Consider the following 22,778-nt stretch of genomic DNA (forward strand, 5'->3'; position numbering starts at 1 on the left):
GTAAGCTCAGATGAGCAGCTCATGAGCGACTGCACTTCTCCAAGGAGTGGCACTCAGTGCCACCCTTTGATCGTTCAGCAACTGAACTCAGGCGTGGCGTGAGCCGCTCAGATGAGTAGGTAAACCCGTCTGTGGGTTTCCACCCGTTCAAGAAGTGAAAACCTCGCCACCTCATCGCTTGCCAAGCCTTGACTTTCGATCTGGTGGCGGACGAGTGGTTACAGGCACATGACGCGCAAGTGGACGTACCCAGACGCCTTCGATCTGGGTATGTTCCCCCTCGTCAGGGCAGCCACCGCGACGTCGAGGAGTCGAGACTCGTGTCGGAAAACAAAGATCCCCACGTAGCTGAGAGCGCGGTCGAGGGCGTGAAGTTCGTTTACGACTTCACCGAGGGCAACAAGGACCTCAAGGACCTCCTCGGCGGCAAGGGAGCGAACCTCGCCGAGATGACCAACCTGGGGCTTCCCGTCCCTCCGGGCTTCACGATCTCCACCGAGGCCTGCAAGACCTACCTCGACAGCGGCGAGGAGCCGGCGGCACTGCGTGACGAGGTGAGTGCGCACCTCGACGCGCTGGAGCAGCGGATGGGAAAGACACTCGGGCAGGCCGATAACCCGCTGCTCGTATCCGTCCGTTCCGGGGCGAAGTTCTCCATGCCCGGCATGATGGACACCGTCCTGAACATCGGGCTCTCCGACAAGTCGGTGCAGGGCCTGGCCAAGCAGGCCGGTGACGAACGCTTCGCGTGGGACTCGTACCGCCGTCTCATCCAGATGTTCGGCAAGACGGTCCTCGGCGTCGACGGCGACCTCTTCGAGGACGCGCTGGAGGCGGCGAAGGCGGCCAAGAAGGTCACCGTCGACACGGACCTCGAAGCGGCGGATCTGAAGAAGCTGGTCTCGAAGTTCAAGAAGATCGTCAAGGCCGAGGCCGGGCGGGACTTCCCGCAGGAGCCGCGTGAGCAGATGGACCTCGCCATCCACGCGGTCTTCGACTCCTGGAACACCGACCGCGCCAAGCTCTACCGCCGCCAGGAGCGCATCCCGCACGACCTCGGCACGGCGGTCAACGTCTGCTCGATGGTCTTCGGCAACCTCGGCCCCGACTCGGGCACCGGAGTCGCCTTCACCCGTGACCCGGCCTCAGGACACCAGGGCGTGTACGGCGACTACCTCCAGAACGCGCAGGGAGAGGACGTCGTCGCGGGCATCCGCAACACGGTCCCGCTCGCCGAGCTGGAGCAGATCGACAAGAAGTCGTACGACCAGCTCATGCAGATCATGGAGACCCTGGAGAACCACTACAAGGACCTCTGCGACATCGAGTTCACCATCGAGCGCGGCCAGTTGTGGATGCTCCAGACGCGGGTGGGCAAGCGCACGGCGGGCGCGGCCTTCCGTATCGCCACACAGCTCGTCGACCAGGGTCTGATCGACGAGGCGGAGGCGCTCCAGCGGGTGACGGGCGCGCAGCTGGCCCAGTTGATGTTCCCGCGGTTCGACGACCAGGCGAAGGTCGAGCAGCTCGGCCGGGGCATCGCCGCGTCGCCGGGTGCGGCGGTCGGCAAGGCGGTCTTCGACTCGTACACCGCGATCAAGTGGTCGCGTTCGGGCGAGAAGGTCATCCTGATCCGCCGCGAGACGAACCCGGACGACCTCGACGGCATGATCGCGGCCGAGGGCATCCTGACCAGCCGCGGCGGCAAGACCTCCCACGCGGCCGTGGTCGCGCGCGGTATGGGCAAGACGTGTGTGTGCGGCGCGGAGGAGCTCGAAGTCGACACCAAGCGGCGGCGGATGACCGCGCCGGGCGGGACCGTCATCGAGGAGGGCGACGTCGTCTCCATCGACGGCTCCACCGGCAAGGTGTACCTCGGTGAGGTCCCCGTCGTCCCGTCCCCGGTCGTCGAGTACTTCGAGGGCCGGATGCACGCGGGCGCTGACGACGCCGACGAACTGGTCGCCGCCGTGCACCGGATCATGGCGTACGCCGACCGCGTCCGTCGGCTGCGAGTGCGCGCCAACGCGGACAACGCGGAGGACGCGCTGCGGGCCCGGCGCTTCGGCGCTCAGGGCATCGGCCTGTGCCGCACCGAGCACATGTTCCTCGGCGACCGGCGCGAGCTCGTGGAGCGGCTGATCCTGGCCGACACCGACGCCGAGCGCGAGGAGTCGCTCAAGGAGCTGCTGCCGCTCCAGAAGCAGGACTTCATCGAGCTGTTCGAGGCGATGGACGGCCTGCCGGTGACGGTCCGTCTTCTCGACCCGCCGCTGCACGAGTTCCTGCCGGACATCACCGAGCTGTCGGTCCGGGTGGCCCTCGCGGAGTCCCGCAAGGACTCCAACGAGAACGACCTGCGTCTCCTCCAGGCCGTCCACCGGCTACACGAGTCGAACCCGATGCTGGGGCTGCGCGGCGTACGCCTCGGCCTGGTCATCCCCGGCCTCTTCACCATGCAGGTACGGGCGATCGCCGAGGCCGCCGCCGAGCGCAGGACCGCCAAGGGCGACCCTCGCGCCGAGATCATGATCCCGCTCGTCGGCACCGTGCAGGAGCTGGAGATCGTCCGCGAGGAGGCGGACGAGGTCATCGCCGAGGTCCAGGCCGCGACGGGCACCGACCTCAAGCTCGCCATCGGAACGATGATCGAACTCCCGCGCGCCGCGCTGACCGCCGGGCAGATCGCCGAGGCCGCCGAGTTCTTCTCCTTCGGCACGAACGACCTCACCCAGACGGTCTGGGGCTTCTCCCGCGACGACGTCGAGGCCTCCTTCTTCACCGCCTACCTGGAGAAGGGCATCTTCGGCGTCTCCCCCTTCGAGACCATCGACCGCGAGGGCGTCGGCAAGCTGGTACGCGACGCCGCCGTCGCCGGCCGGGAGACCCGCCCCGACCTGAAACTCGGCGTCTGCGGCGAACACGGCGGCGATCCCGAGTCGGTCCACTTCTTCCACGAGGTGGGACTCGACTACGTGTCCTGCTCGCCGTTCCGGATTCCGGTGGCCCGCCTTGAGGCAGGCCGCGCGGCGTCGTCGTCATCGGGCAGCGACCACCGCTGACCCCCTGAAACCCCCGGGACTGTTGTCGGTCACCCCGACCCTCACCGACTCGACAACGGTCCCGGTGCACGAAGGAGGGGCTGCACCCTGTGCGGGGGTGCAGCCCCTCCTTCGTGTATGGCCGACGAGCGCTACGCGGACGGGCGCACCTTCTCGCGTTCCGTCGGTTCGGGTGTCTCGGCCGGTGGGGTCGGCGCCGGTGCCGGGGTGTGCCGTTGGGCGATCCGGAGCAGCGCCAGCAGGGCGATGAAGCACATGCCGTAGACCGTGACCAGGGCTGATGTCTCATAGATGTCGGCGGTCTGCCAGGTGGTGCCCGAGGCGTCGGTGACGGTCGTGTGTTCGCCGGTGAAGAGCCTGGTGAAGAAGGAGACCGTGGTCAGCAGGTAGAGCAGTACGGCCTGCAGGTCACTGGTGGTGGTCTCCCGCGGCTCGGCCACGGGCAGCGGACCCCGGCTGCGCAGGTAGAGGGCGAAGACCTGCATGAAGAGGTAGACGGTGAAGGTCCAGCCCAGGAAGTTGCCCATGGGTACGCCGAAGTAGCCGCCGCCGTGCTCCCAGATCCACGTCTGGCTGATGGTCGCGGCCCTGGGGTCGAGCGACAGGTCCCAGACGGTCATCGCGAAGGCCGCGACGACCGGGGTGCCGATCGTGGTCAGCCAGGGCGAGTTGCGGCGGACGTCGCCGAGGAGCACGGTGGCGACGATCCAGGCGAGGTAACCGGTGGCCAGGTAGGCCGGGCCTATGAACCAGGGCACGTCAAAGAGCTTGCCGCCGCCTGTGTAGTGGTAGTTGCCGAACGGGAAGCCGACCTCGATGGCGAGATTTTCCAGGAAATTGCTGATCAGGAGGCCCGCGGCGACGAAAACCCAGATGGCGCGCCAGCCGTAGCGTCGGGCGCCGTGGAACAGGGCGAAGGCGACCTGGGGGAGGATTATCAGCCGGCCTACGCTGGGAATGACGCCGTTGCCGGCCAGGCCGAAGCCGATGACGGCGGTGAGGACCCACAGTGTGGTCGCCGTGTTGAAGCGTGGGGGGATGGACATTGTCGACTCCGGCTTCCTGGCCGGTCGTCCGACCAGTCGGTGGTGGGGGGAAATCTGTCGTCGGCCCGGACAGGGCGAGAGGGCCGATCCACACCCGCGTGGGTGGAATGCAAGGCCAATTTACCTTTTCGCGGGAACTCGGCGCCAAGGTCGAGCAGGCGACCGTGGTGCCGGGCCGCTCCTGCGACGTTCTTGGGAACTCGCCTTCTTCATCGCCGAGTTCAACAAGCTTGTGGCCCGACGACTCGGCGCCGAAGGCCTGCGGTCGCCGGCCGGGTACATGCGACAGCTCGGCGCCGAGCAGGGCGCGAAGGCCGACCGACCACCTGCTCGACGCCTGTGCGCTTCAGGTATTACCGCGGAAGGTCAGAGGGAGACCGCGACCGCGTTGAACGGTGTGTCCGGCGTCGTGGGGGCACCCAACTGGGCGTTGGCGACGTAGAGGAGGTTGCCGAAGACCGCGGCGGTGGTGGGGATGTTGAAGCGTGAGTCGGTGATCGTGCGGGTCAGGGTGGCGGTGGTCGCCTGGGCGTTGAGGGTGAGGACGCTGACCTGGTTGAGGCGGTTCTGGACGACGTACAGGGTGTGGCCGACCCGCAGGAGGCCGTCGCCGTTGGTGACGGCGGTGGTGCCGCTCAGCGTGATCTCGGTTGCTGTGCCGGTCGCGAGCGGCACGTTGTAGAGCTTGCCGCCGTTGACGACGATCAGCGCCTTGCCGTCGGGGGTGTCGACGATGCCGTTGGCGCTGATTCCCGTGGCCGACTGGACCCAGGCGCCGCCGATCGGCAGCTCACGGACGGCTCCCGTGCCGCCGCGCGGTACGCCGTAGAGGACGGCGCCGTAGGAGTCGGTGAACCAGGCGCGGTCGCCGAGCAGGGCGACGTCGTTGATGAAGTGGCCCGTCGGGTCGGTCAGTTGGTAGGTGGCCACCAGGCTGCCGGTACGGGAGTCGACGACTCGCGCGGCGCCTCCGGCGGATCCCGACGAGAGGTACAGCAGGCCGGCGCCGTCGTCCACCTTCAGCCCGTTGGTGATCGTGCCGGTCGCGCCCGCGTAGAGGACGGCGCCCGCGCCGGTGCGCAGGTCGGCGCGGTAGACGGCACCGTTGGCGCGTGAACCGAAGTAGGCGTACGGCTGGGTGCCGATGGCGACTCCCTCGGGGAGGAAGCCGTTCGGGAGCGGGATCTCGGTGGGCCACGCCGCGGACGTCCGGGGCGCGGACGAGGCGTTCGCCGTTCCGGCGCCGGCTGCCAGCGCGAGGGTGGCGAGAGCGGCACCGCCGAGGAACGAGCGGCGGGTGGGGACGGGTTGGTTCCGAGTCATGGCTCGACGCCTCCGGGGAGAGTGCGGATGGGACATGGCGAGGACAGGAAAGCAGTGAACCCTGAGAGCCTCGTGAAGTCCGGTCGAGGTCGTCATATGTCCCACCCGCGCCTCCCTCGGGGTGGTTACGACCGGAACGGACCCGTCACCTCGTACGTGATCCCGCCCGACGAACTGCCGCTGGTGCCGCGCTGGCTGGAGAAGTAGAGCCGTCTGCCGTCGGGGGAGAAGGCCGGGCCGGTGATCTCCGAGAGCGACTGGCCGCCGATGCGCAGGAAGGGGGCGATCACGTCGTCGGGCGTGATCACGCAGATCTCCATGTTGCCGCCGTCCTCCGCGACGAAGAGGTCGCCGGAGGCGGTGCCGGTGATGTTGTCGACGCCGGTCAGCGGGGCCGTGCCGGACGTCACGAGGGAGTCGTCGTACGCCAACTCGTACGTGTTGTTCGCCAGGTTGAGCTGCCAGACGCGGTTGTCGCCTTTGGTGGTGAACCAGAGAGTGTTGTCGGCGTAGTGGCAGCCCTCGCCTCCGTTGAACTTCTTGGCCGCGGAGACCTGGGTGCGGGTGGTGGTCGGGGAGCCGTCCGGGTCGGGGATGTTGGTCCAGGTGAAGGAGCCGGAGGTGGCGGTGCCCGCGACGAGGACCTGGAGGGTGCCGGAGGACAGGTTGCCCCAGGTGTTCGGGACGAAGCGGTAGAGGCAGCCGTTGGTCTCGTCCTCGGTCAGGTAGATCACCTGGCGCACCGGGTCGGCCGCGGCGGCCTCGTGCTTGAAGCGGCCGAGCGCGGCCCGCAGCACCGCCGCGTTCACACCCCACGGGTCGGTCTCGTAGACATGGCCGAGGGACACCTCCTCGCAGGACAGCCAGGTGTTCCACGGGGTCTTGCCGCCCGCGCAGTTCTGCTGGGTGTTGGCGAGGATGCGGTACGCCGCGGTGATCGCGCCGGTGGCGGAGAACTTCACCGCGCTCGCCCCGCCCGACGGGTTGATCTCCGAGTTGGAGACGTAGATCCAGCCCGTGCCGTCGGCGTAACAGGCGCCGCCGTCCGGGGCGTTGTGCCAGGTGTACGAGGTACCGGGCACCGTCTGCCCGGAACGGGCGATCACCCGGCTGGTGAATCCGGCCGGCAGCTGGATGCCGTTGGCATCCGCCGCGCCGAGTGCCCCGTAGGGGCCGGTGCCGGGCTGGGCGGGCGCGGCATAGGCGGCACCGCGCCACAGGGTTCCGCCCAGGACGGCGGACGAACCACCGAGGACGGCTGCACGCAGAAGGGTACGACGTTCCACTCTCGCTCCAGAGGGCCGTGACCGCCCCGCCGCCGGGGTCGGCGGCGGGGTCGCGCGCTGACGGATCCTAGGGGCGCAGAGTTGACGTGTCATGGACAATCTGTGACGGGACGGCGGGCAGTCGGCGGCGGACGGCGGGGGGTCGGCGGCGGACGGCCGGGACCGGTCCTGCGGCATAGTCTGGATTTCCGGACTACCGGGCACACCCGGAGGGAGCTCAGCCATGACGGGCTGGAACACGAGCGACATCCCCGACCTGCGCGGCCGTACCGCCGTCGTCACCGGTGCCAACAGCGGCATCGGATACGTCACGGCACGAGAGCTCGCCCGCAAGGGCGCCCGGGTCGTCCTCGCCTGCCGCAGTCAGACGCGGGGGGCCGAGGCGGAGGACCGGCTCGCGTCCGAAGTGCCGGGCGCACTCGTCGAGTTCGTACGGCTGGATCTCGGAGACCTGGAATCCGTCCGGGAGTTCGCGGTGACCTACGAGCGCGGGTACGACCGGCTCGACCTGCTCGTCAACAACGCCGGTGTGATGGCACTGCCTTACGGCCGTACGGCGGACGGGTTCGAGACGCAGTTCGGCGTCAACCACCTCGGGCACTTCGCCCTCACCGGGCTGCTCCTGCCCGCCCTGCTCGGCACGCCGGGCGCCCGTGTCGTGACCCTCTCCAGCTTCGTCCACGCGCTCGCCAACATCGACATCCGGGACCTCAACAGCGAGCGCAGGTACCGGTCTTGGACCGCCTACGGCCGTTCCAAGACCGCCAACCTGCTCTTCACCCACGAGCTCGCCCGGCGCCTCGCCACCATCGGCTCCGAGGCCGTCGCGGCCGCCGCGCACCCCGGGTACGCCTCCACGAACCTCCAGACGGCCGGACCGAAGCTGGCCGGACGCAAGGGCGTGGAGCGGGGCGCGGAGATCGCCAACCGGGTCTTCGGACAGAGCGCCGAGGCCGGCGCGCTGCCCACGCTGTACGCCGCCACAGCCCCCGGCGTGCTGCCCGACTCCTTCACCGGGCCCTCGTTCGCGATGTGGCGCGGCTCGCCCGCGAAGTCCTGGCGTGCCGGGTGGACGCTCAACGACCTTGCCGGGGAGCGGCTTTGGGCGGCTTCGGAGGAGCTGACGGGCGTGACGTACGACGCGCTGAAGGTCTGACCGGCGCACGCACAGCAGGAGGTTTCAGGCCGCGCGCACCTCGTACACCGCCACCCGTACATCCGGATCGTCCAGGCACTGCCCCGACTCCAGGTCGAACCGCTGCTTCAGAAGCGGCGAGGCGACGAAGGCCCGGCCCTGGTGGCTGCCGGTGAGGCCGCGGGAGAGGACGGCCGCGCCGGTGAACGGGTCGCGGTTGTCGATGGCGTACGTGCGGCCCGCGCGGTCGCGGAACACCGCCACCTGGCGGCCGTCGGGGAGGAGCGCGGCGACTCCGCGGCCCGGCGTCAGCAGGCTCAGGTCGCAGACCGTGAACCAGCCTTTCTCCAGCAGGAGTTGGACCTTGAGAGCCGTCGTCTCGGGGGCCAGGGTCATCGCTGGGCGCTTCCTTCCAGGGGACGGGTGCCGATGGTCAGCAGCGGCAGGTCGGGCTTGATCTGGTCCCGCTCGGCGACGAAGCCGACGACCGGGTCGGGGGTGTCCGGGGCGTTCACGAAGGACACGAACCGGGCCAGTTTCTCGGGGTCGTTGATGGTCTCGGCCCACTCGTCGCGGTAGCCCGCCACATGCGCGGCCATCAGCGACTCCAGCTCCTCGCAGATGCCGAGCGAGTCGTCCACCACCACCTCGCGGATGTGCTCCAGGCCGCCCGGGATCCGCTCCAGCCAGGTGGAGGTGCGCTCCAGCCGGTCGGCGGTGCGGATGTAGAACATCAGGAACCGGTCGATGAGACGGATGAGTTCGGCGTCGGAGAGGTCCTGTGCGAGGAGGTCCGCGTGGCGCGGGGTCGCGCCGCCGTTGCCGCCGACGTACAGGTTCCAGCCGCCGGCGGTGGCGATGATGCCGAAGTCCTTGGACTGGGCCTCGGCGCACTCGCGGGCGCACCCGGAGACGGCCGACTTGAGCTTGTGCGGGGAGCGCAGCCCCCGGTAGCGCAGCTCCAGGTCGATGGCCATGCGGACGGAGTCCTGGACGCCGTAGCGGCACCAGGTCTGGCCCACACAGGACTTCACCGTGCGCAGCGACTTCCCGTACGCGTGCCCCGACTCGAAGCCCGCGTCCACCAACCGGGCCCAGATCAGCGGGAGATGCTCCACCCGCGCGCCGAACATGTCGATGCGCTGACCGCCGGTGATCTTGGTGTAGAGGCCGAAGTCCCGTGCCACCTCGCCGATCACGATCAGTTTCTCCGGGGTGATCTCACCGCCGGGGATGCGCGGCACGATCGAATAGGAGCCGTTCTTCTGGAGGTTGGCGAGGAAGTGGTCGTTGGTGTCCTGGAGCGCGGCCTGTTCGCCCGCCAGGACATAGCCGTTGGCCCCGATCGTCGGGGCGAGGGAGGCGATGATGGAGCCGACGGTGGGCTTGCAGATCTCGCAGCCGTCGCCGCCCCGGGCGCCCTCACGGCCGTAGCGGTCGAGCAGGACCTGGTGCGAGGTGATGCGGAGCGAGAGGACGATCTCGTACAACTGCTCGCGGGTCTGCCCGAAGCAGCCGCACAGGCCATGGTCGATCTCGACGCCGCTCGCCTCGAGTTCGTCGTTGACGAGCTGGCCGAGCACCTTCACGCAACTCCCGCAGCCCGTACCGGCCTTGGTGCACTTCTTGACCTCGGGCACGGTGGCGCAGGAGTGCTCGGTGACCGCGCCGCGGATCGTGCCCTTGCTGACGTTGTGGCAGGAGCAGATGACCGCGGAGTCGGGGAGTGCGGAAGGGCCGAGGGCGACCGGGGCGCCCGCGCCGGCCGGCAGGACCAGCTGCTCGGCGGAGATGGGCGGGACCGATCCCGTGAAGGCGCGCAGGGTTCCGTAGGAGTCGGCGTCGCCGACCAGGATCCCGCCGAGCAGCTCGCCGCCGCGGCCGATGACCAGCTTCTTGTACGTGCCGGAGCGCGAGTCGGAGTAGACGACGTCGAGGCAGTCCGCGGTGGCTCCGTGTGCGTCGCCGAAGGATGCGACGTCGACGCCGAGGAGCTTGAGCTTGGTGGAGAGGTCGGCGCCGGTGAAGCTCGACTCGTCGGCGGCGATGGTGGCAGCGGCGGTCACGGCCATCTCGTAGCCAGGGGCGACCAGCCCGTACACCCGGCCGTCCGACGCCAGCGCGCACTCGCCGATCGCGAACACCCGCGGGTCCGAGGTACGGCACTGCTCGTCGACCGTGATGCCGCCGCGCGCACCGACCGTGAGCCCGGTGTCGCGGGCCAGTTGGTCGCGAGGGCGTACACCGGCCGAGAACACCACGAGATCCGCGGCGAGTTGGGACCCGTCGGACAGCTTCATACCGGTGACGGCACCGTCGTCGCCGACGACGATCTCCTGCGTGCCGGTGCCCGTGTGCACGGTCAGGCCCATGTTCTCGATGGTGCGCAGCAGCGCGGCGCCGCCGCCGTCGTCGACCTGCACCGGCATCAGGCGCGACGCGAACTCCACGATGTGCGTGGCCAGTCCGAGCCCCTTCAGCGCCCCGGCGGCCTCAAGGCCAAGGAGCCCGCCGCCCACGACGGCGCCCGTGGTGGCGCGCGCCTTCGCGTACTCCTCGATGGCGAGCAGGTCCTCGATCGTGCGGTAGACGAAGCAGCCCTCCGCGTCCTTGCCCGGGACGGGCGGGACGAACGGGTAGGAGCCGGTGGCGAGTACGAGGGTGTCGTACGTGACCACCAGACCGGAGCGGGCCGTTACCGTCCGCGCCTCCCGGTCGATCGTCTCGGCCGGGTCGCCGAGGTGCAGCTCGATGCCGTGCTCTTCGATGAACTCCTGGTCGGTGAGCGAGAGTTCGTCGGGCGTCCGGCCCGAGAAGTACGAGGTGAGCTGGACCCGGTCGTACGCCGGGCGGGGTTCCTCGCACAGCACGACCACCCGGTGCGTGGCGGTCAGGCCGCGCTCGGCGAGCGCCTCGAGGAAGCGCTGGCCGACCATGCCGTGGCCGACGAGCACGATGGTGTGTGCGGGGGTGGGGGTGTCCCCGGCGGCCGCGATGGCGGGGGCGGGGGCGTTCCCGTCGGCCGCGATGGCGGGGGCGGGGCCGTTCCCGTCGGTCGCGTTCGCCGCCTTCGTCGTGTCCGTGTGCATCAGGAGCCTCCGTCGTCGGTGCCGAGTTCGACCAGCCGCCGAGCGAGCCGTACGCCTGTGGGCCCGGCGCCGATCACCACCACACGCGTATTCCAGGTCATGACCGCAGCGTGCGCGGCCGGTGTTACCCGGCCGCATCCCGGCTGTTTCCCGGGGGGAACGCTGCGCTCAGCGGGAGCCGGGGCCGGATGTGAGGAGTCGGGGGCCCCGCGGGCCGAACCACGGATGAGTCGGCCGCACGGGAGCTCTTCCTGCCGGACGCCGGGAGCCCCGGCCGTGCGGGCGACCCAGCCTGCCGGGCCGTGGAAGTCCTGCCCGCGCGGGCGGCTCAGCCTCCCGGGCCGTGGAAGTCTCGCCCGCGCGGCTCAGTCTGCCGGGCCGTGGAAGTCTCGCCCGCGCGGGCGGCTCAGTCTGCCGGGCCGTGGAAGTCTCGCCCGCGCGCGCGACCCAGCCTCCCGAGCCGTGGAAGTCTCGCCCGCGCAGGCGACCCAGCCTGCCGAGTCGCGTAAGGACCGCCCGCGCGGGCGGGCCCAGCGGATGCCGAAGCTCTTAAGATCCTCAAGCTTCCCGAGACCGATGGACGACACATCTATCTCGTCCCATAGGGTCGCGATCATGCCCGACATATCGCTGACCACGGTCGCCGTCCTCTGCCTCGCCTCGCTCGCGGCCGGCTGGATCGACGCGGTGGTGGGTGGCGGCGGGCTGCTCCTGCTCCCGGCCATGCTGCTCGGGCTGCCGGGCGGCACCCCGGCCGCGTACGCGCTCGGAACGAACAAGGCGGTCGCGATCGTCGGGACAACGGGCGCGGCGGTGACGTACGCGCGCAAGGCGCCGGTGGACGTGGGCACGGCTGTACGGATCGGGCTCGGGGCGCTGGCGGGTTCGACGGCGGGGGCGTTCGTCGCGACCGGCATGAGTACCGACGTGCTGAAGCCCGTGGTCATGGTCGTCCTGCTCGGCGTCGGAGCCTTCGTGATCTTCAAGCCCGCCTTCGGTACGGCGCCCTCGACCACCCCGGTCTCGCCGCGCCGCGTCGTCGCCGCGATCGGACTCGCGGGCCTCGGTATCGGTTTCTACGACGGGCTCATCGGACCCGGCACGGGTACGTTCCTCGTCCTCGCCCTCACCGCACTCCTGCACCTCGACCTGGTGACGGCCTCGGCCACCGCCAAGATCGTCAACTGCTGCACCAACGGCGGCGCCCTCGCGACCTTCGCCTGGAAGGGCACGGTGTTCTGGCAACTGGCCGCACTCATGGCCGTCTTCAACCTGGCGGGCGGCATGGCCGGGGCGCACACCGCGCTCAAGAAGGGAAGCGGGTTCGTACGGGTCGTGCTGCTGACAGTGGTGTTCGCGCTGGTGGCGAATCTGGCGTATCAGCAGTGGGTGGCGTAGGGGGACTGCATCCACGACGGCGTTACCGCTGCAGGGTGGCGTCGAGATGGTCCCGCCGCCGACTCCCGTCGCGGCGAATGACCACCGTCGATCAGCGGGCGCGGCTGCCGGTCAGATGGGCGAAGACGACCACGTTCCCCTGGTATCCCGTCGACTTCGAATACCCGCCACCGCAGGTGATGACGCGCAGTTCGGGGCGGTGCGCGGCGCCGTAGACCTTCTCGTCGGGGAAGTCGTCGGCGTCGTACACCTCGATGGCGTCCACGGTGAAGACGGCCGTACTGCTGTCGCGGCGCTCCACTTCGATGCGGCTGCCCTTCTTGAGGGCGCCGAGGTCGTAGAAGACGGCGGGACCGTCGGCGTTGTCGACGTGTCCGGCGACGATGGCGGTGCCCGTCTCGCCGGGGGTGGTGCCCGCCTCGTACCAGCCGGCGAGGTTCTTCTTCGCGGCGGGCGGGACGTCCAGGCTGCCCTGCGGGGTGAGGCCGAGGCCCATGAGGGGGGCGTTCACGCCGATCGAGGGGATGCGGATGCGGTCGGGCGGGGAGTGGGGCAGCGCCCGCGCCGCCGGTGATCTACCGGCAGGCTCCTTGGCGCCCGCCTGCGCGGCCGAAGGCTGGGGCGGCGCGTGCGTCTCGGCGCCGCTGCGCAGCAGCCAGGCGCCGGAGCAGAGGGCGACCGCGGTGACCGAAGCTATCGCGATGTTGCTGACCCGGCGGCGCACGTGAGCTCCTCTCTCAGGGGCCTGGCCTCTCCAGGGATTGGGGTCGGGGTCGGTCCCCTTCCCCTCCGGGCCGCGAGGGGCGTCGGGCCACGGAGGGGAAGGGGACTGCGGTACTGGTGGACGGACAGCGGAGGGTGTCCGTCAGATCCCGTCGCCTCTCGCCCGGCGATGCAGGAGCCAGGTACCGCCCGCGGCGGCGACGGCCAGGGCCGCCACTCCCGCCGTGGTCTGCACGGGGTCGGGGCCGAGTGCGCCGCCGACCCCCGTCTTCACATGTCCGCGCGGAGGGATCTGCTGGCGCGTGGACGTCAGGGTCACCATCAGGTCGCCGGTGACCTGTCGGCCGCCGGGGCACTTCGCGACGATCTCGTACGTCCCCGGCTGTGCGCCCGGCGGTACCCGGAACTGCCCGATCGCGTCCTGCTCGTGCGCGCTGGGCGCCAGCGCGAACGTGCCCGCGCCCACCGCGCTGGCGTCGGCCGACGCGGTGCCGTCCGCGCCGCACGCCGCCGTGTTCACCGTGACGTCACCGCCGGGGACGACGGTGGACGGATAGATCTCCAGGCCGCCTGAGTCCCCGCCGTAAGCGGGCGCGGCGGCGAGGCCCGCGGCGGCGACGGCGAGTGCGGTACCGGTCACCAGACGGACTGTGCGTCGCATCGTTTCCTGCTCCTCCGAGGGGGGCGCGGCCGGCGACACCCCCAAGTGCCGCTGCGTCGGTCGTGCCCCTGCCCTTCCGAGGTAAGTGGCACATGGCCAAGCGCGCTTCCTGATGAAGCGTCAGAAATGATGTGAACGGGTGTCAGGCGAGTGGCCCGGAAGGGTTGGATCGATGACATTCCGGCAGGTCACCGGGGTATGGGTGGCGCGCTGCGGAAAAGAACCCGAAGAAGGCGGGGCAGGGGTGTGAACGGGTGACTGGAGGGAGCAGGGATGCCGCGTGAACGGCGTCGGCCGTGTGGTGGCGCCTTTGCCGCCCCCCAGCCGCCCATGCCGCTCGTTGTGCCCACCTCCTGATTGCCCGGACCTGAGTGCCCAGCGGGGCTTCCGGGCCCGCCATGGCCGGGCCCGGCCATGGCGGGCCCGGAAGCCCGGAAGTCCTTGCCGGGGGCCGTCGTGCACGGAAGTCTCCATGTCTGTGACCAGTACAGAGGTTGGAGAGGCCATGCGGCCCCCGCTCGTACGTTCCTTTTCTCAGCCCTTTTCTCAGCTCGAAGAACTCGACCCCGACCGTCCGGTCGTGACCCTGTTCAGTGGGGGCTTGGACAGCTCGTATCTCCTGCTGCGGTTGCGTCGGATGGGTGTGCCGGACGTGCGGGGAGGAGTTCGCCGGGCGGTATGTCGCGCCGGCGATCGCGGCCCAGGCCGTCTATCTCGGTATCCATCCGGTCAGCTCCACGCTGAGCCGCCCGCTGATAGCTCAGAGTGCCGTCGAACTGGCCCGCACCCTCGGCGCCCAGGCTGTGCTGCACGCCGCCAACCGCTCGCAGAACACCCTGCGCCGGCTCAACGGGGCACTGCGACTGCTCGGTTACGAGGCGCGTACGGCAGCCCGTACGACCTGGAGCCGGTCACCCGGGACGACAAGCTCGCCGACTTGTCAACGTCACCGGCGGCGAGAGCGGCGTCTACACCGACGAGGGCGAGTGCCTGCTCACCACTACGCTGTCCGAGCCGGGTGACCTGCTGCTCGGCGACGACCGACGCACCCTGCACTCGGTGACCCCGGTGCAGCCGGTGGACCCCGAACGCGCGGCCCACCGCGACGTATTGGTGATCGCCTACACTGCGCGCTGCGCCGCAGCCGTTCCGACAGAGCTATCGAGGAGTCCCTGTGAGCGTCACCGCGGCCCGCCGTGCCTGGCTGACCGATCTGCCCGTCCTGCTGGTCGCAGTGGTGTGGGGCTCCAGCTACCTCGCTGCCAAGGGCGTCACCACGACGCAGACCGTGCTGGCGGTGCTCGTGTTGCGGTTCGCCGTGGTGCTGCCTGTGCTGGTCGTCGCCGGGTGGCGGAAGCTGCGGGCGCTGAGTGGTGCGCAGTTGGGCGGGGCAGGCGTCCTCGGCCTGATCCTGGCCGGGATCTTCCTGCTTGAGACGTACGGCGTCGTGCACACCTCTGCGACCAACGCCGGGCTCATCATCAGCCTCACCATGATCTTCACGCCGATCGCCGAGAGCCGGATGCGCGGGACGACGCTGCCGCGGTCCTTCGTCGCCGCGGCGGGGCTCTCGGTGCTCGGCGTGCTGCTCCTGACACAGGGCTCCGGCTTCAGCGAGCCGTCGATCGGTGACCTGTTGATGCTGGGCGCGGCTGTCGCCCGTACCGTCCACGTTCTCGCGATGTCGCGCATGGAGTCGGTACAGGGCGCGGATGCGCTGTCGATGACCACGGTCCAACTGGGCAGCGCCGTCGTGGTGTTCGCGCTGCTCTCAGCGATACCGGGGACCGGGAGCGCGCCGTGGGCGGCCGCGGCGGACTTCGGGACCGGGGAGTGGCTGGGGCTGCTCTACCTGTCGGCGTTCTGCACACTGTTCGCGTTCTTTGTTCAGATGTGGGCGGTACGCAAGACGTCTCCTTCCCGGGTCAGTCTGTTGCTCGGGACGGAGCCGGTGTGGGCTGCGGTGTTCGGTATCTCCCTGGCGGGCGACCGGCCTGGGTGGGTCGGCCTCGTGGGCGCGCTGCTTGTGCTCGCGGGGACGGCGTGGGGGCGGACCGCGGCCGTACCGCAGGAACGGGCGGCGGCCGGGGACGGGACGGAGCAGGCCGTTTCAGTCATCGAGCCAGCCCAGACGGACGGCGCAGACACCGGCCTGGAAACGACTGGACGCGCCTAGCCTTTCGGTCAGCTCGGAGACGAGGCGGCGGACCGTGCGTTCGGAGACCCCGAGCTTGCGGGCCATCGCCTCGTCAGTCAGTCCGCCGGCGAGCATCCGTACAAGCTCGCGGTGGCGGCCGGTCGGCCGCCAGTCACCATCGCCGGGTTCTGCTCCGGCAGCCGTGTCGGTCAGCACGCTCGCGCCCGCCCAGTAATGCTCGAAGATGCCTCTGAACACGTCGACCAGGGTCTTGCCGCGCAGGACGACAGCGGCGATCTCCCCGTCAGCGGCCTGCGGAGCAGGCACGATCGCCAGCGAATGGTCCACCACGATCAGACGCAGCGGAAGCGTGTGTGCGGTGCGCACCTGGGCGCCCGCGCCGCCGAGGCGGCGCAGACAGGCGGCCATGTGCGGTACGGCGGCCGCGGAGCCGAGATGGATGGTGCGGATGCCTACGCCGCGGCTCAGTGCGGGCTGGTCCCGTTCGAAGCCCGCCTCGATCATGCCGGCGGGCAGTGCACGGCCCGGATGCAGTGACAGGATCTCCATCTCGACGCGCTGTCGCCTTGACCTCGACAAAGGTTGAGGTATGAGGCTGGGGTGCATGAAGACACCCACAGCTGATTCCACCGCCCCGACCACCGCCTCGACCACCGCCCCGAACACCGCCCCCGCCCCTGCCCCCCTCCCGGAGCCCGAGCCTCCGGTACGGGTCACGGTCGTCGTCGCCAGCAACCGCGAGGGCCGCTTCGGTCCCGTCGTGGCCGACTGGCTGCTCGGCCGGATCGGCGAACGCGCCGACTTCGTCCCCGAGGTCGTCGACGTCGCCTCGGTCCACCTCCCCACGACGCTCTCCCCGACCCCCGAGACGGCCGCCCAACTGACCAGGGTCAGCCCCGCCCTCGCCGCCGCCGACGCGTTCGTCGTCCTCACGCCCGAGTACAACCACTCCTTCCCTGCGGGTCTGAAGAACCTCATTGACTGGCACTACACCGAGTGGCGCGCCAAGCCCGTAGCCCTCGTCTCCTACGGCGGCCTCGCCGGAGGCCTCCGCGCCGCCGAACACCTCCGCCAGGTCTTCGCCGAACTGCACGCCGTGACAGTGCGCGACACGGTGTCGTTCCACGGCGCGGGTGCCGCGTTCGACGCGAAGGGGCAGCCCCGGGACACGACGGGACCGGCGGCGGCTGTTGATGTGATGCTGGATCAGTTGGCTTGGTGGGCAAGGGCGTTGATGGAGGCGAAGGGGAGGCGTCCGTACGTGGGGTGAGGCGTCCGCGACGAAGGCCGCCCCGCCGGCGTCGTGGCGAACGACACCTCATGGGCGTCACGTAAACGCGGCTGCGGCCAGGCGGAATGCCCGGCATGATCCGCACGTGACAACACCGAAGCAGCTTCTGGCTGAGACCGCCGCCCGCAACAACGCCGCCTGGTGCGCGGTGATGAGCCAATCGCACGACGTGGCGGGCGAGTTCGGGGCAGAGGCCTGGGCCGCCCCGGCCCGTACGCCGCTGTACTACCCCGACGCGGTGACGCTGGTGCCGGGTGCCGACCCGGCCGCGCTGACAGCCCGGATCGACACCGCCGCACCGGGCGCCTCCGTCAAGGACAGCTTCGCCGACCTCGACCTGGCGGGGGCCGGCTTCCAGGTGCTGTTCGAGGCGCAGTGGATCCACCGACCGGCGGGTGCGCCCGCCATCGCCTCGGATCTTGCCTGGGACGTGGTGGGCGACCCGGACGCCCTGCGTGACTGGGCGCGGGCCTGGGACGACGGGGGCGGTAACGCGGACCTCTTCCGGCCCGAACTTCTCGACGATCCGGACACCTTGGTACTCGCCGCGCACTCACCCGGGGGTCGAGTGGCTGCCGGAGCGGTGGCGAGTCGCGGCGACGAGGTGGTCGGAATCTCCAACGTCTTCGCCCTGGACGGCGGCCCTGATGCGGCCTGGCCGGTCGTACTGGACGCGGTGCACCGGCTGTTCCCTACCCTGCCGGTGGTCGGCTACGAGCACGGCGACGACCTGGCGGCAGCTGTCCGCCAGGGCTTCGAACCGGTCGGCCCGCTGCGGGTCTGGCTGCACGGATAGCTAACGAGTAGCCGCACGATAGGGCTTGGGATGTGCTGGCCTGGCGGTTCGGCTTGGGGGCGGATCAGCAGGCCGTCGCGCGGACGAGGTCGAGTTCCGTGCTCGGCCTGCTGCGGGTTGGGCGCTTGGCGCTGCGGTCGGAGACCATGGCGCCGATTGCGGCGATGACCTCGGGCAGGTCGTCGCGCTCGCCGGTCCAGCGTTGCAGCGACCGCCACTGCTTGATCTCTGCGTTGGCGTGCTCGACCATGATCCGCCGTTGGGATTGGCGGCGGCGCGCGTGGTCGTAGAAGTGGCGCTCGGACGGCCCGGCGTCCGCCGCTGGCTTCTTCGGTGAGGCGCTGACCTGGCCGGGGAAGTCGCGGGCCAGGCCGGCACAGCCGGAATCGACTTCGGCTTTCACGTTTGGGTGCAGCCCTCGGTGATCAGCGCACCCAAGTGTTCCTTCGAGATCCCGCACAGGGCAGAATCAGAGCAGGCCCCGCGGGCCCAACTTGACTTCACACTCCAGATGATCCCGCGCGGCTCTTCGCCCTCCGGCACCAGGGCGGCTGCCGGAACCTGACCACCAATACACCGATCGTTCAGGCCCCGGGCCGGTGCGCCCATTCCTGGTCGAGGATGCTGAAGACGTCGGAGTCACGCCAGCCGTCCCGGATCAGCGCGGTGTGTCGGTGCCGGCCCTCGCGGGTCATGCCGAGCTTGCCCAGCACCCGGGCCGATGCGACGTTGCGAGGATCGCAGGTCGCATAGATCCGGTGCAGTCCTGTCAGCCCGAACCCCCTGTCGAGAAGTTCCCCGCCGATGGCTGAGCCCACGCCTCGGCCCCACACCCGGGGATGGACGAGATAGGAGATCTCGCCCTGGCGGTGAGCCAGGCTACGGACCTTCAGCTCGCCGATGCCGACGAGTTCACCGTCGAGGCAGGCCGCATACACGAACCTCGCCTGCGAGGACTGCAACCGGGTATCCACTGCGCCTTGGACGAAGTCCCGTGTCTGTTCCTCGGTGTTCGGCCCCCACGCCTGGTAGCGGCACGCCTCCGGCAGGCTTGCGAAGGCATGTACAGCGTGGCAGTCACCGACAACGAGCTCTCGCATAGTCACCGAGGGTTTGATCACGAGCCGATCCTGCCAGGCCAGCACTGCCACATACCAGTGCTCAAATCGCGGGCTCCCACGCGATCAACATCGAGTCACTATCGTGCGGCCACTCGTAAGATCGCTTCTCTATGGACGCGAGCGCAGGGCACGAGATGATCGCCATCCCCGCGGGGGAGGTCAGGCTGTCGGACCGGCGCACGCAGCGCGCCTGGTCGGTCGAGCTCGCCCCCTACCGGCTCGGGGCATTCCCGGTGACGCGGATGCTGTACGCACAGGTGACCGGCCTGCAGCCGAGCGCCGCCGGGGCCGACCGCCTTCCCGTCGAGGGAGTCTCCTGGTGGGAGGCCGTCCGGTTCTGCAACGCCCTGTCCCGGCGCGAGGGCTTCTCGCCCGCGTACGACCTCCGCGTCGACGGCGAGGACAGCGCGCATGTGGAGGACATCGCGTGGGACACCTCCGCCGACGGCTACCGACTGCCGACCGAGGCCGAGTGGGAACACGCCTGCCGTGCCGGTACGGCCGGCCCGCGCTACGGCCAGCTCGACGAGATCGCCTGGTACCGCGACAACTCCCACGACCGCATTCACCACGTGGGCGGCAAGCGCCCCAACCCGTGGGGCCTGCACGACATGCTCGGCAACGTCTGGGAGTGGTGCTGGGACACCTATGACCCCGAGGTCTACGGCACCTATCGCGTGCTGCGCGGCGGCGGCTGGTTCGACGAGCACTGGAGCTGCCGCTCCTCCGTACGCCGCCGCAGCCACCCGACCTTCCAGGTCGACGACGTCGGGTTCCGCGTGGCCCGCTCCGGCACGAGCTGACTCGCGGGGTTCAGCGTCACGCACAGCCCGCCGCACGGAGTGGGAAGGCGCCCCGGGTGCGGGCCCAGTCGTGACCGGTCGTCACCGGGCAGTTTCCGGGCGGGCGTGGCGAGTTGCTGCTTCCTGAGCCGCATGCTCCAGCCGGTGTCGACGCTTTTCCCACCACGCCGCGTCGCCGGGCGCCATGTAGTCGTTCCCGGTCCGCAGGCCCACGGTCCCGTCGATGAGTTCCCGGACGATGTCGGCGTGCCCGGCGTGCCGGCCGGTCTCGGCGATCATGTGGGCGAGCGATCGATGGAGCGTTATCGGCTTCCCCTCCCTTCCGGGCAGGCGGCCGACTGCGTCGAGGTCAAGCGACTCGATCGTCACGTCCGAGTGGGCGCACGCCCGGCGGTACTGCCCGACGATCTCCTCACGGGTCTCATCGGCGGTCGCCCAGAGGTCCGAGTTCGGCTCGGCGTCACTGCCGGGGAGCCAGGGTGGGGGCGGCCCGTCGAACGGCCTGCCGTACGTGTCACCGAGGTACACGCCCTCTGCACCGGTCATGTGCTTGACCAGCCCCAGCAGGTTGGTGCCAGTCGGAGTCATGGGGCGGCGGATGTCGTACTCCGACAGCCCTTCGAGCTTCCAGAGCAGAGCGTCGCGGGCGTCCTGGAGGAAGACGCGGAGGTCGTCCTTGGGGTCTGATCCGATCATGGGGCCAGTCTGACGCTCGTACGGTCACCGTCCAACGCCTCTGTTCAGGGCGCAAGTTGGGACGCCTGCGCGGCGTGCTGCTGACGCTGTGCCAGGCGGACGGCGAGTGGTGCCGCCAAGCCCGTGAGGGCGAACAGCGCGCCCACGACGTACCAGCCGGGGCGGCAGGCACGCCTGACTTCCTCCGCTCATGTGCCGTCCTGATGAAGGGAGTCCAGGACAGCCAGCTCGGCCTCCGAGAGGCGCAGCGCGCCGGCGGCCACGTTGGCGGCAAGGTGATCCGGGTCGCCGGTGCCGGGGATGGCCAGCACATGCGGCCCTCGGTGCAGCGTCCATGCCAGCCGCACCTGTGCCGCGCTCGCTCCGTGCGCCCGTGCGACGGCAAGCACCTCGTCGCTCTCGACATCGGTCGTGCCCAACTCGCGCCCAGCACCGGCGATCGCATAGAACGGCACGAACGCGATCCCCTGCTCACCGCAGGCACGCACGAACTCGTCATCCTCGGGCCGCACACCGATGCCGTACCGATTCTGGACGCAGACCACTGGCGCGATGGCCTGGGCCTCGGCGAGGTGATTCGGCGTGACGTTGGAGAGTCCCAGGTGGCGGATGAGCCCGGCGTCGCGGAGTTGGGCCAGTGCCCCGAAGCGTTCGGTGATTGACGCGGTACCGACGACGCGCAGGTTCACCACGTCAAGGTGGTCACGGCCGAGCTGGCGCAGATTCTCCTCCACCTGGGCGCGTAGCTGGTCGGGGGCGGCGTGTGGCAGCCACGCCCCCGACGGGTCTCGGCCCGGCCCGACCTTGGTGGTGATCACGAGATTGTCCGGGTAGGGACCCAGGGCCCGGTTGATCAGCTCGTTGGCGGAGCGCAGCGAGGAGAAGTAGAACGCGGCGGTGTCGATGTGGTTCACGCCGAGCTCAACGGCGCGGCGCAGCACGCTGATCGCCGGACCGCGGTCTCTTGGAATGGCGTTGGCCGCGAACGCCTCGCCGGTCTGCGTCAGGCGCATCGCGCCGAAACCGATCCGGTTGACCGTCAAGTCGCCGAGCTTCCAGGTACCCGACGCGGCTGCGGTGATCGTCTGTGAGGTCATGCCCGCCATGTTCGCCGCGGGGTATCCTGCCGGGCCATTGGTTAAGTCATAGGTGAATCCGCGGGGGTCCGTATTGGCTGAGCTGGCTTTTTCAGTGAGTGATCTGGCGCAGATGCGGTTCGCCGTCTCGCCGATGTGGGAGGTCGGGACCAGTTTCCGACTGCTGTACTCCGGCGCCGCGCACCCCGTGCACCGGCCATGGGCAGAACAGGTGCGTCCACGGCTGAGAGCCGCCGGGCTTGACCGGGGCTGGCTCGCCGAGCTGATCCCGCCTCGGGGTTATGTCCCCGACTTCCTCAATCCGGCACCCATCGGGCCGGCTCCCACGCTGGCGGAGGAGCTGGCCGGAATCCAGTACGCTTCCGCCGCTCGCGTACGCGAGGACCTCGACCACCTGATGCGTGAGCAGGGAGGGCTCGGCCCCCGCGCACGAGCCCTGTACGCCGCCCCACAGGTCCGCCTGGCCGAGGTCGTGGAAGACGTCAGGGCCTACTGGGAGCTGGCGCTGGCGCCCTACTGGGCGCGGATCCGAGCGGTGCTCGACGCCGACATCTTCCACCGGACACGGCGAGTCGCCGAGCACGGCGCAGGCTGTCTCTTCAACGACCTGCATCCCTCGGTGAGTTGGGACGACAACGCGCTGCGGCTGACGCGTCGACAGCGTCCCCTCTCCCGGAAGACAGCAGGTGCTGGTCTGCTGTTGATTCCCTCGGTCTTCACCGGACCGGGCCCGTTCACTCGTGTGAGGCCGCCGGAGCCGCCGCAACTGGCCTATCCCGCGCGCGGTACCGGTTCGCTGTGGGAACGGCGGGCTGTCACCAGGACCGAGGCCCTCGCTGCCGTACTCGGACGCTCCCGGACCCTGCTGCTGACCGAACTGGACACCCCGGCCTCCACCACCGAACTCGCCCACCGCACGGGGCTCTCGGCGGCCGGAGTGTCCCAGTGCCTCACCGCACTGCGCAACGCCGGCCTGGTCAGCGCGCACCGAGCCGGCCGTTACGTGCTCTACGCCCGCACTTCCGTCGCCGAATCAGTTCTTGCCGCATCCTCGTAATTTTCCGCTCCGCACGCGCTGGGGAGCAACTGCGGC

General features: G+C 69.9%; 21 protein-coding genes and 1 pseudogene. 10 read left to right on the plus strand and 12 right to left on the minus strand.

The window, feature by feature from the left end:
* Positions 1 to 320 precede the first annotated feature (320 nt).
* Entirely contained in the window at positions 321 to 3,062 is a 2,742-nt protein-coding gene (gene ppdK / locus ACFYPC_RS07985; protein ID WP_388672526.1) for a pyruvate, phosphate dikinase, read from the plus strand.
* 131 nt (positions 3,063 to 3,193) lie between these two features.
* Here ppdK and ACFYPC_RS07990 read toward each other — a convergent pair whose 3' ends face one another.
* From ACFYPC_RS07990 to ACFYPC_RS08000, 3 genes are all read right to left on the minus strand, one after another.
* Entirely contained in the window at positions 3,194 to 4,108 is a 915-nt protein-coding gene (locus ACFYPC_RS07990) for a carotenoid biosynthesis protein (protein ID WP_388672528.1), read from the minus strand.
* 366 nt (positions 4,109 to 4,474) lie between these two features.
* Positions 4,475 to 5,431 (minus strand): twin-arginine translocation signal domain-containing protein, encoded by a 957-nt coding sequence (locus ACFYPC_RS07995; protein WP_388672530.1) that lies wholly within the window; start codon positions 5,429 to 5,431, stop codon positions 4,475 to 4,477.
* 125 nt (positions 5,432 to 5,556) lie between these two features.
* Entirely contained in the window at positions 5,557 to 6,717 is a 1,161-nt protein-coding gene (locus ACFYPC_RS08000) for an alkaline phosphatase PhoX (protein ID WP_388672532.1), read from the minus strand.
* A gap of 223 nt (positions 6,718 to 6,940) precedes the next feature.
* On the opposite strand from ACFYPC_RS08000, the gene ACFYPC_RS08005 reads away from it, so the two are divergent.
* Positions 6,941 to 7,873, plus strand: coding sequence for an oxidoreductase (locus tag ACFYPC_RS08005; protein WP_388672534.1), 933 nt, complete (start codon positions 6,941 to 6,943; stop codon positions 7,871 to 7,873).
* Positions 7,874 to 7,897: 24 nt separating this feature from the next.
* Here ACFYPC_RS08005 and nirD read toward each other — a convergent pair whose 3' ends face one another.
* Positions 7,898 to 8,248, minus strand: a complete 351-nt coding sequence (gene nirD / locus ACFYPC_RS08010) for a nitrite reductase small subunit NirD (RefSeq protein WP_388672536.1) — start codon at positions 8,246 to 8,248, stop codon at positions 7,898 to 7,900.
* Complete coding sequence (nirB, locus tag ACFYPC_RS08015) at positions 8,245 to 10,788, minus strand: nitrite reductase large subunit NirB (protein WP_388673384.1); 2,544 nt, start codon at positions 10,786 to 10,788, stop codon at positions 8,245 to 8,247. The genes nirD and nirB overlap by 4 nt, the downstream gene beginning before the upstream one ends.
* Positions 10,789 to 11,556: 768 nt before the next feature.
* On the opposite strand from nirB, the gene ACFYPC_RS08020 reads away from it, so the two are divergent.
* Positions 11,557 to 12,339 (plus strand): sulfite exporter TauE/SafE family protein, encoded by a 783-nt coding sequence (locus ACFYPC_RS08020; RefSeq protein ID WP_388672538.1) that lies wholly within the window; start codon positions 11,557 to 11,559, stop codon positions 12,337 to 12,339.
* A 91-nt stretch (positions 12,340 to 12,430) separates the two neighbouring features.
* Here ACFYPC_RS08020 and ACFYPC_RS08025 read toward each other — a convergent pair whose 3' ends face one another.
* Both ACFYPC_RS08025 and ACFYPC_RS08030 read right to left on the minus strand, forming a co-directional pair.
* The gene (locus tag ACFYPC_RS08025) at positions 12,431 to 13,063 is read right to left on the minus strand and encodes a class F sortase (RefSeq protein WP_388672540.1); all 633 of its coding nucleotides are present in this window, start codon (positions 13,061 to 13,063) and stop codon (positions 12,431 to 12,433) included.
* A gap of 141 nt (positions 13,064 to 13,204) precedes the next feature.
* Complete coding sequence (locus ACFYPC_RS08030) at positions 13,205 to 13,723, minus strand: hypothetical protein (protein WP_388672542.1); 519 nt, start codon at positions 13,721 to 13,723, stop codon at positions 13,205 to 13,207.
* Positions 13,724 to 14,364: 641 nt separating this feature from the next.
* Between ACFYPC_RS08030 and ACFYPC_RS08035 the strand changes: the two genes are divergently transcribed.
* The 3 genes and pseudogenes from ACFYPC_RS08035 (at position 14,365) to ACFYPC_RS08045 (ending at position 15,899) form a co-directional block, all read left to right on the plus strand.
* Complete coding sequence (locus tag ACFYPC_RS08035; RefSeq protein ID WP_388672544.1) at positions 14,365 to 14,745, plus strand: argininosuccinate synthase domain-containing protein; 381 nt, start codon at positions 14,365 to 14,367, stop codon at positions 14,743 to 14,745.
* Positions 14,714 to 14,782 (plus strand): annotated as a pseudogene (locus ACFYPC_RS08040) (hypothetical protein); the annotation flags it as partial. The gene ACFYPC_RS08035 and the pseudogene ACFYPC_RS08040, both read left to right, overlap by 32 nt.
* 115 nt (positions 14,783 to 14,897) lie before the next feature.
* Positions 14,898 to 15,899 (plus strand): DMT family transporter, encoded by a 1,002-nt coding sequence (locus tag ACFYPC_RS08045; RefSeq protein WP_388672546.1) that lies wholly within the window; start codon positions 14,898 to 14,900, stop codon positions 15,897 to 15,899.
* On the opposite strand, the gene ACFYPC_RS08050 is transcribed toward ACFYPC_RS08045, so the two are convergent.
* The gene (locus tag ACFYPC_RS08050) at positions 15,834 to 16,430 is read right to left on the minus strand and encodes a LuxR C-terminal-related transcriptional regulator (RefSeq protein WP_388672548.1); all 597 of its coding nucleotides are present in this window, start codon (positions 16,428 to 16,430) and stop codon (positions 15,834 to 15,836) included. The two genes, ACFYPC_RS08045 and ACFYPC_RS08050, sit on opposite strands and share 66 nt — an antisense overlap.
* 55 nt (positions 16,431 to 16,485) lie before the next feature.
* Here ACFYPC_RS08050 and ACFYPC_RS08055 point away from each other — a divergent pair, with 55 nt between their 5' ends.
* Positions 16,486 to 17,151 carry an NADPH-dependent FMN reductase gene (locus ACFYPC_RS08055; protein WP_388672550.1) on the plus strand — a complete coding sequence of 222 codons (666 nt, stop codon included), beginning with the start codon at positions 16,486 to 16,488 and terminating at the stop codon, positions 17,149 to 17,151.
* 106 nt (positions 17,152 to 17,257) lie between these two features.
* Complete coding sequence (locus ACFYPC_RS08060; protein WP_388672552.1) at positions 17,258 to 17,968, plus strand: hypothetical protein; 711 nt, start codon at positions 17,258 to 17,260, stop codon at positions 17,966 to 17,968.
* A 64-nt stretch (positions 17,969 to 18,032) separates the two neighbouring features.
* Here ACFYPC_RS08060 and ACFYPC_RS08065 read toward each other — a convergent pair whose 3' ends face one another.
* Both ACFYPC_RS08065 and ACFYPC_RS08070 read right to left on the minus strand, forming a co-directional pair.
* Positions 18,033 to 18,371 carry a transposase gene (locus ACFYPC_RS08065; protein ID WP_388672554.1) on the minus strand — a complete coding sequence of 113 codons (339 nt, stop codon included), beginning with the start codon at positions 18,369 to 18,371 and terminating at the stop codon, positions 18,033 to 18,035.
* A gap of 181 nt (positions 18,372 to 18,552) precedes the next feature.
* Positions 18,553 to 19,068 carry a GNAT family N-acetyltransferase gene (locus ACFYPC_RS08070; RefSeq protein ID WP_388672556.1) on the minus strand — a complete coding sequence of 172 codons (516 nt, stop codon included), beginning with the start codon at positions 19,066 to 19,068 and terminating at the stop codon, positions 18,553 to 18,555.
* A gap of 131 nt (positions 19,069 to 19,199) precedes the next feature.
* On the opposite strand from ACFYPC_RS08070, the gene ACFYPC_RS08075 reads away from it, so the two are divergent.
* Positions 19,200 to 19,892, plus strand: coding sequence for a formylglycine-generating enzyme family protein (locus tag ACFYPC_RS08075; protein WP_388672558.1), 693 nt, complete (start codon positions 19,200 to 19,202; stop codon positions 19,890 to 19,892).
* 81 nt (positions 19,893 to 19,973) lie between these two features.
* Here ACFYPC_RS08075 and ACFYPC_RS08080 read toward each other — a convergent pair whose 3' ends face one another.
* Together ACFYPC_RS08080 and ACFYPC_RS08085 are read right to left on the minus strand one after the other, a co-directional pair.
* A complete protein-coding gene (locus ACFYPC_RS08080; RefSeq protein ID WP_388672560.1) occupies positions 19,974 to 20,588 on the minus strand; it encodes a DinB family protein in 615 nt (204 codons plus the stop codon).
* A gap of 188 nt (positions 20,589 to 20,776) precedes the next feature.
* Positions 20,777 to 21,685 (minus strand): oxidoreductase, encoded by a 909-nt coding sequence (locus ACFYPC_RS08085; protein ID WP_388672562.1) that lies wholly within the window; start codon positions 21,683 to 21,685, stop codon positions 20,777 to 20,779.
* Positions 21,686 to 21,797: 112 nt separating this feature from the next.
* Between ACFYPC_RS08085 and ACFYPC_RS08090 the strand changes: the two genes are divergently transcribed.
* Positions 21,798 to 22,742 (plus strand): transcriptional regulator, encoded by a 945-nt coding sequence (locus ACFYPC_RS08090; RefSeq protein ID WP_388673386.1) that lies wholly within the window; start codon positions 21,798 to 21,800, stop codon positions 22,740 to 22,742.
* Positions 22,743 to 22,778 lie beyond the last annotated feature (36 nt).

This window comes from Streptomyces sp. NPDC005808, assembly GCF_042871385.1.
GTDB lineage: Bacteria > Actinomycetota > Actinomycetes > Streptomycetales > Streptomycetaceae > Streptomyces.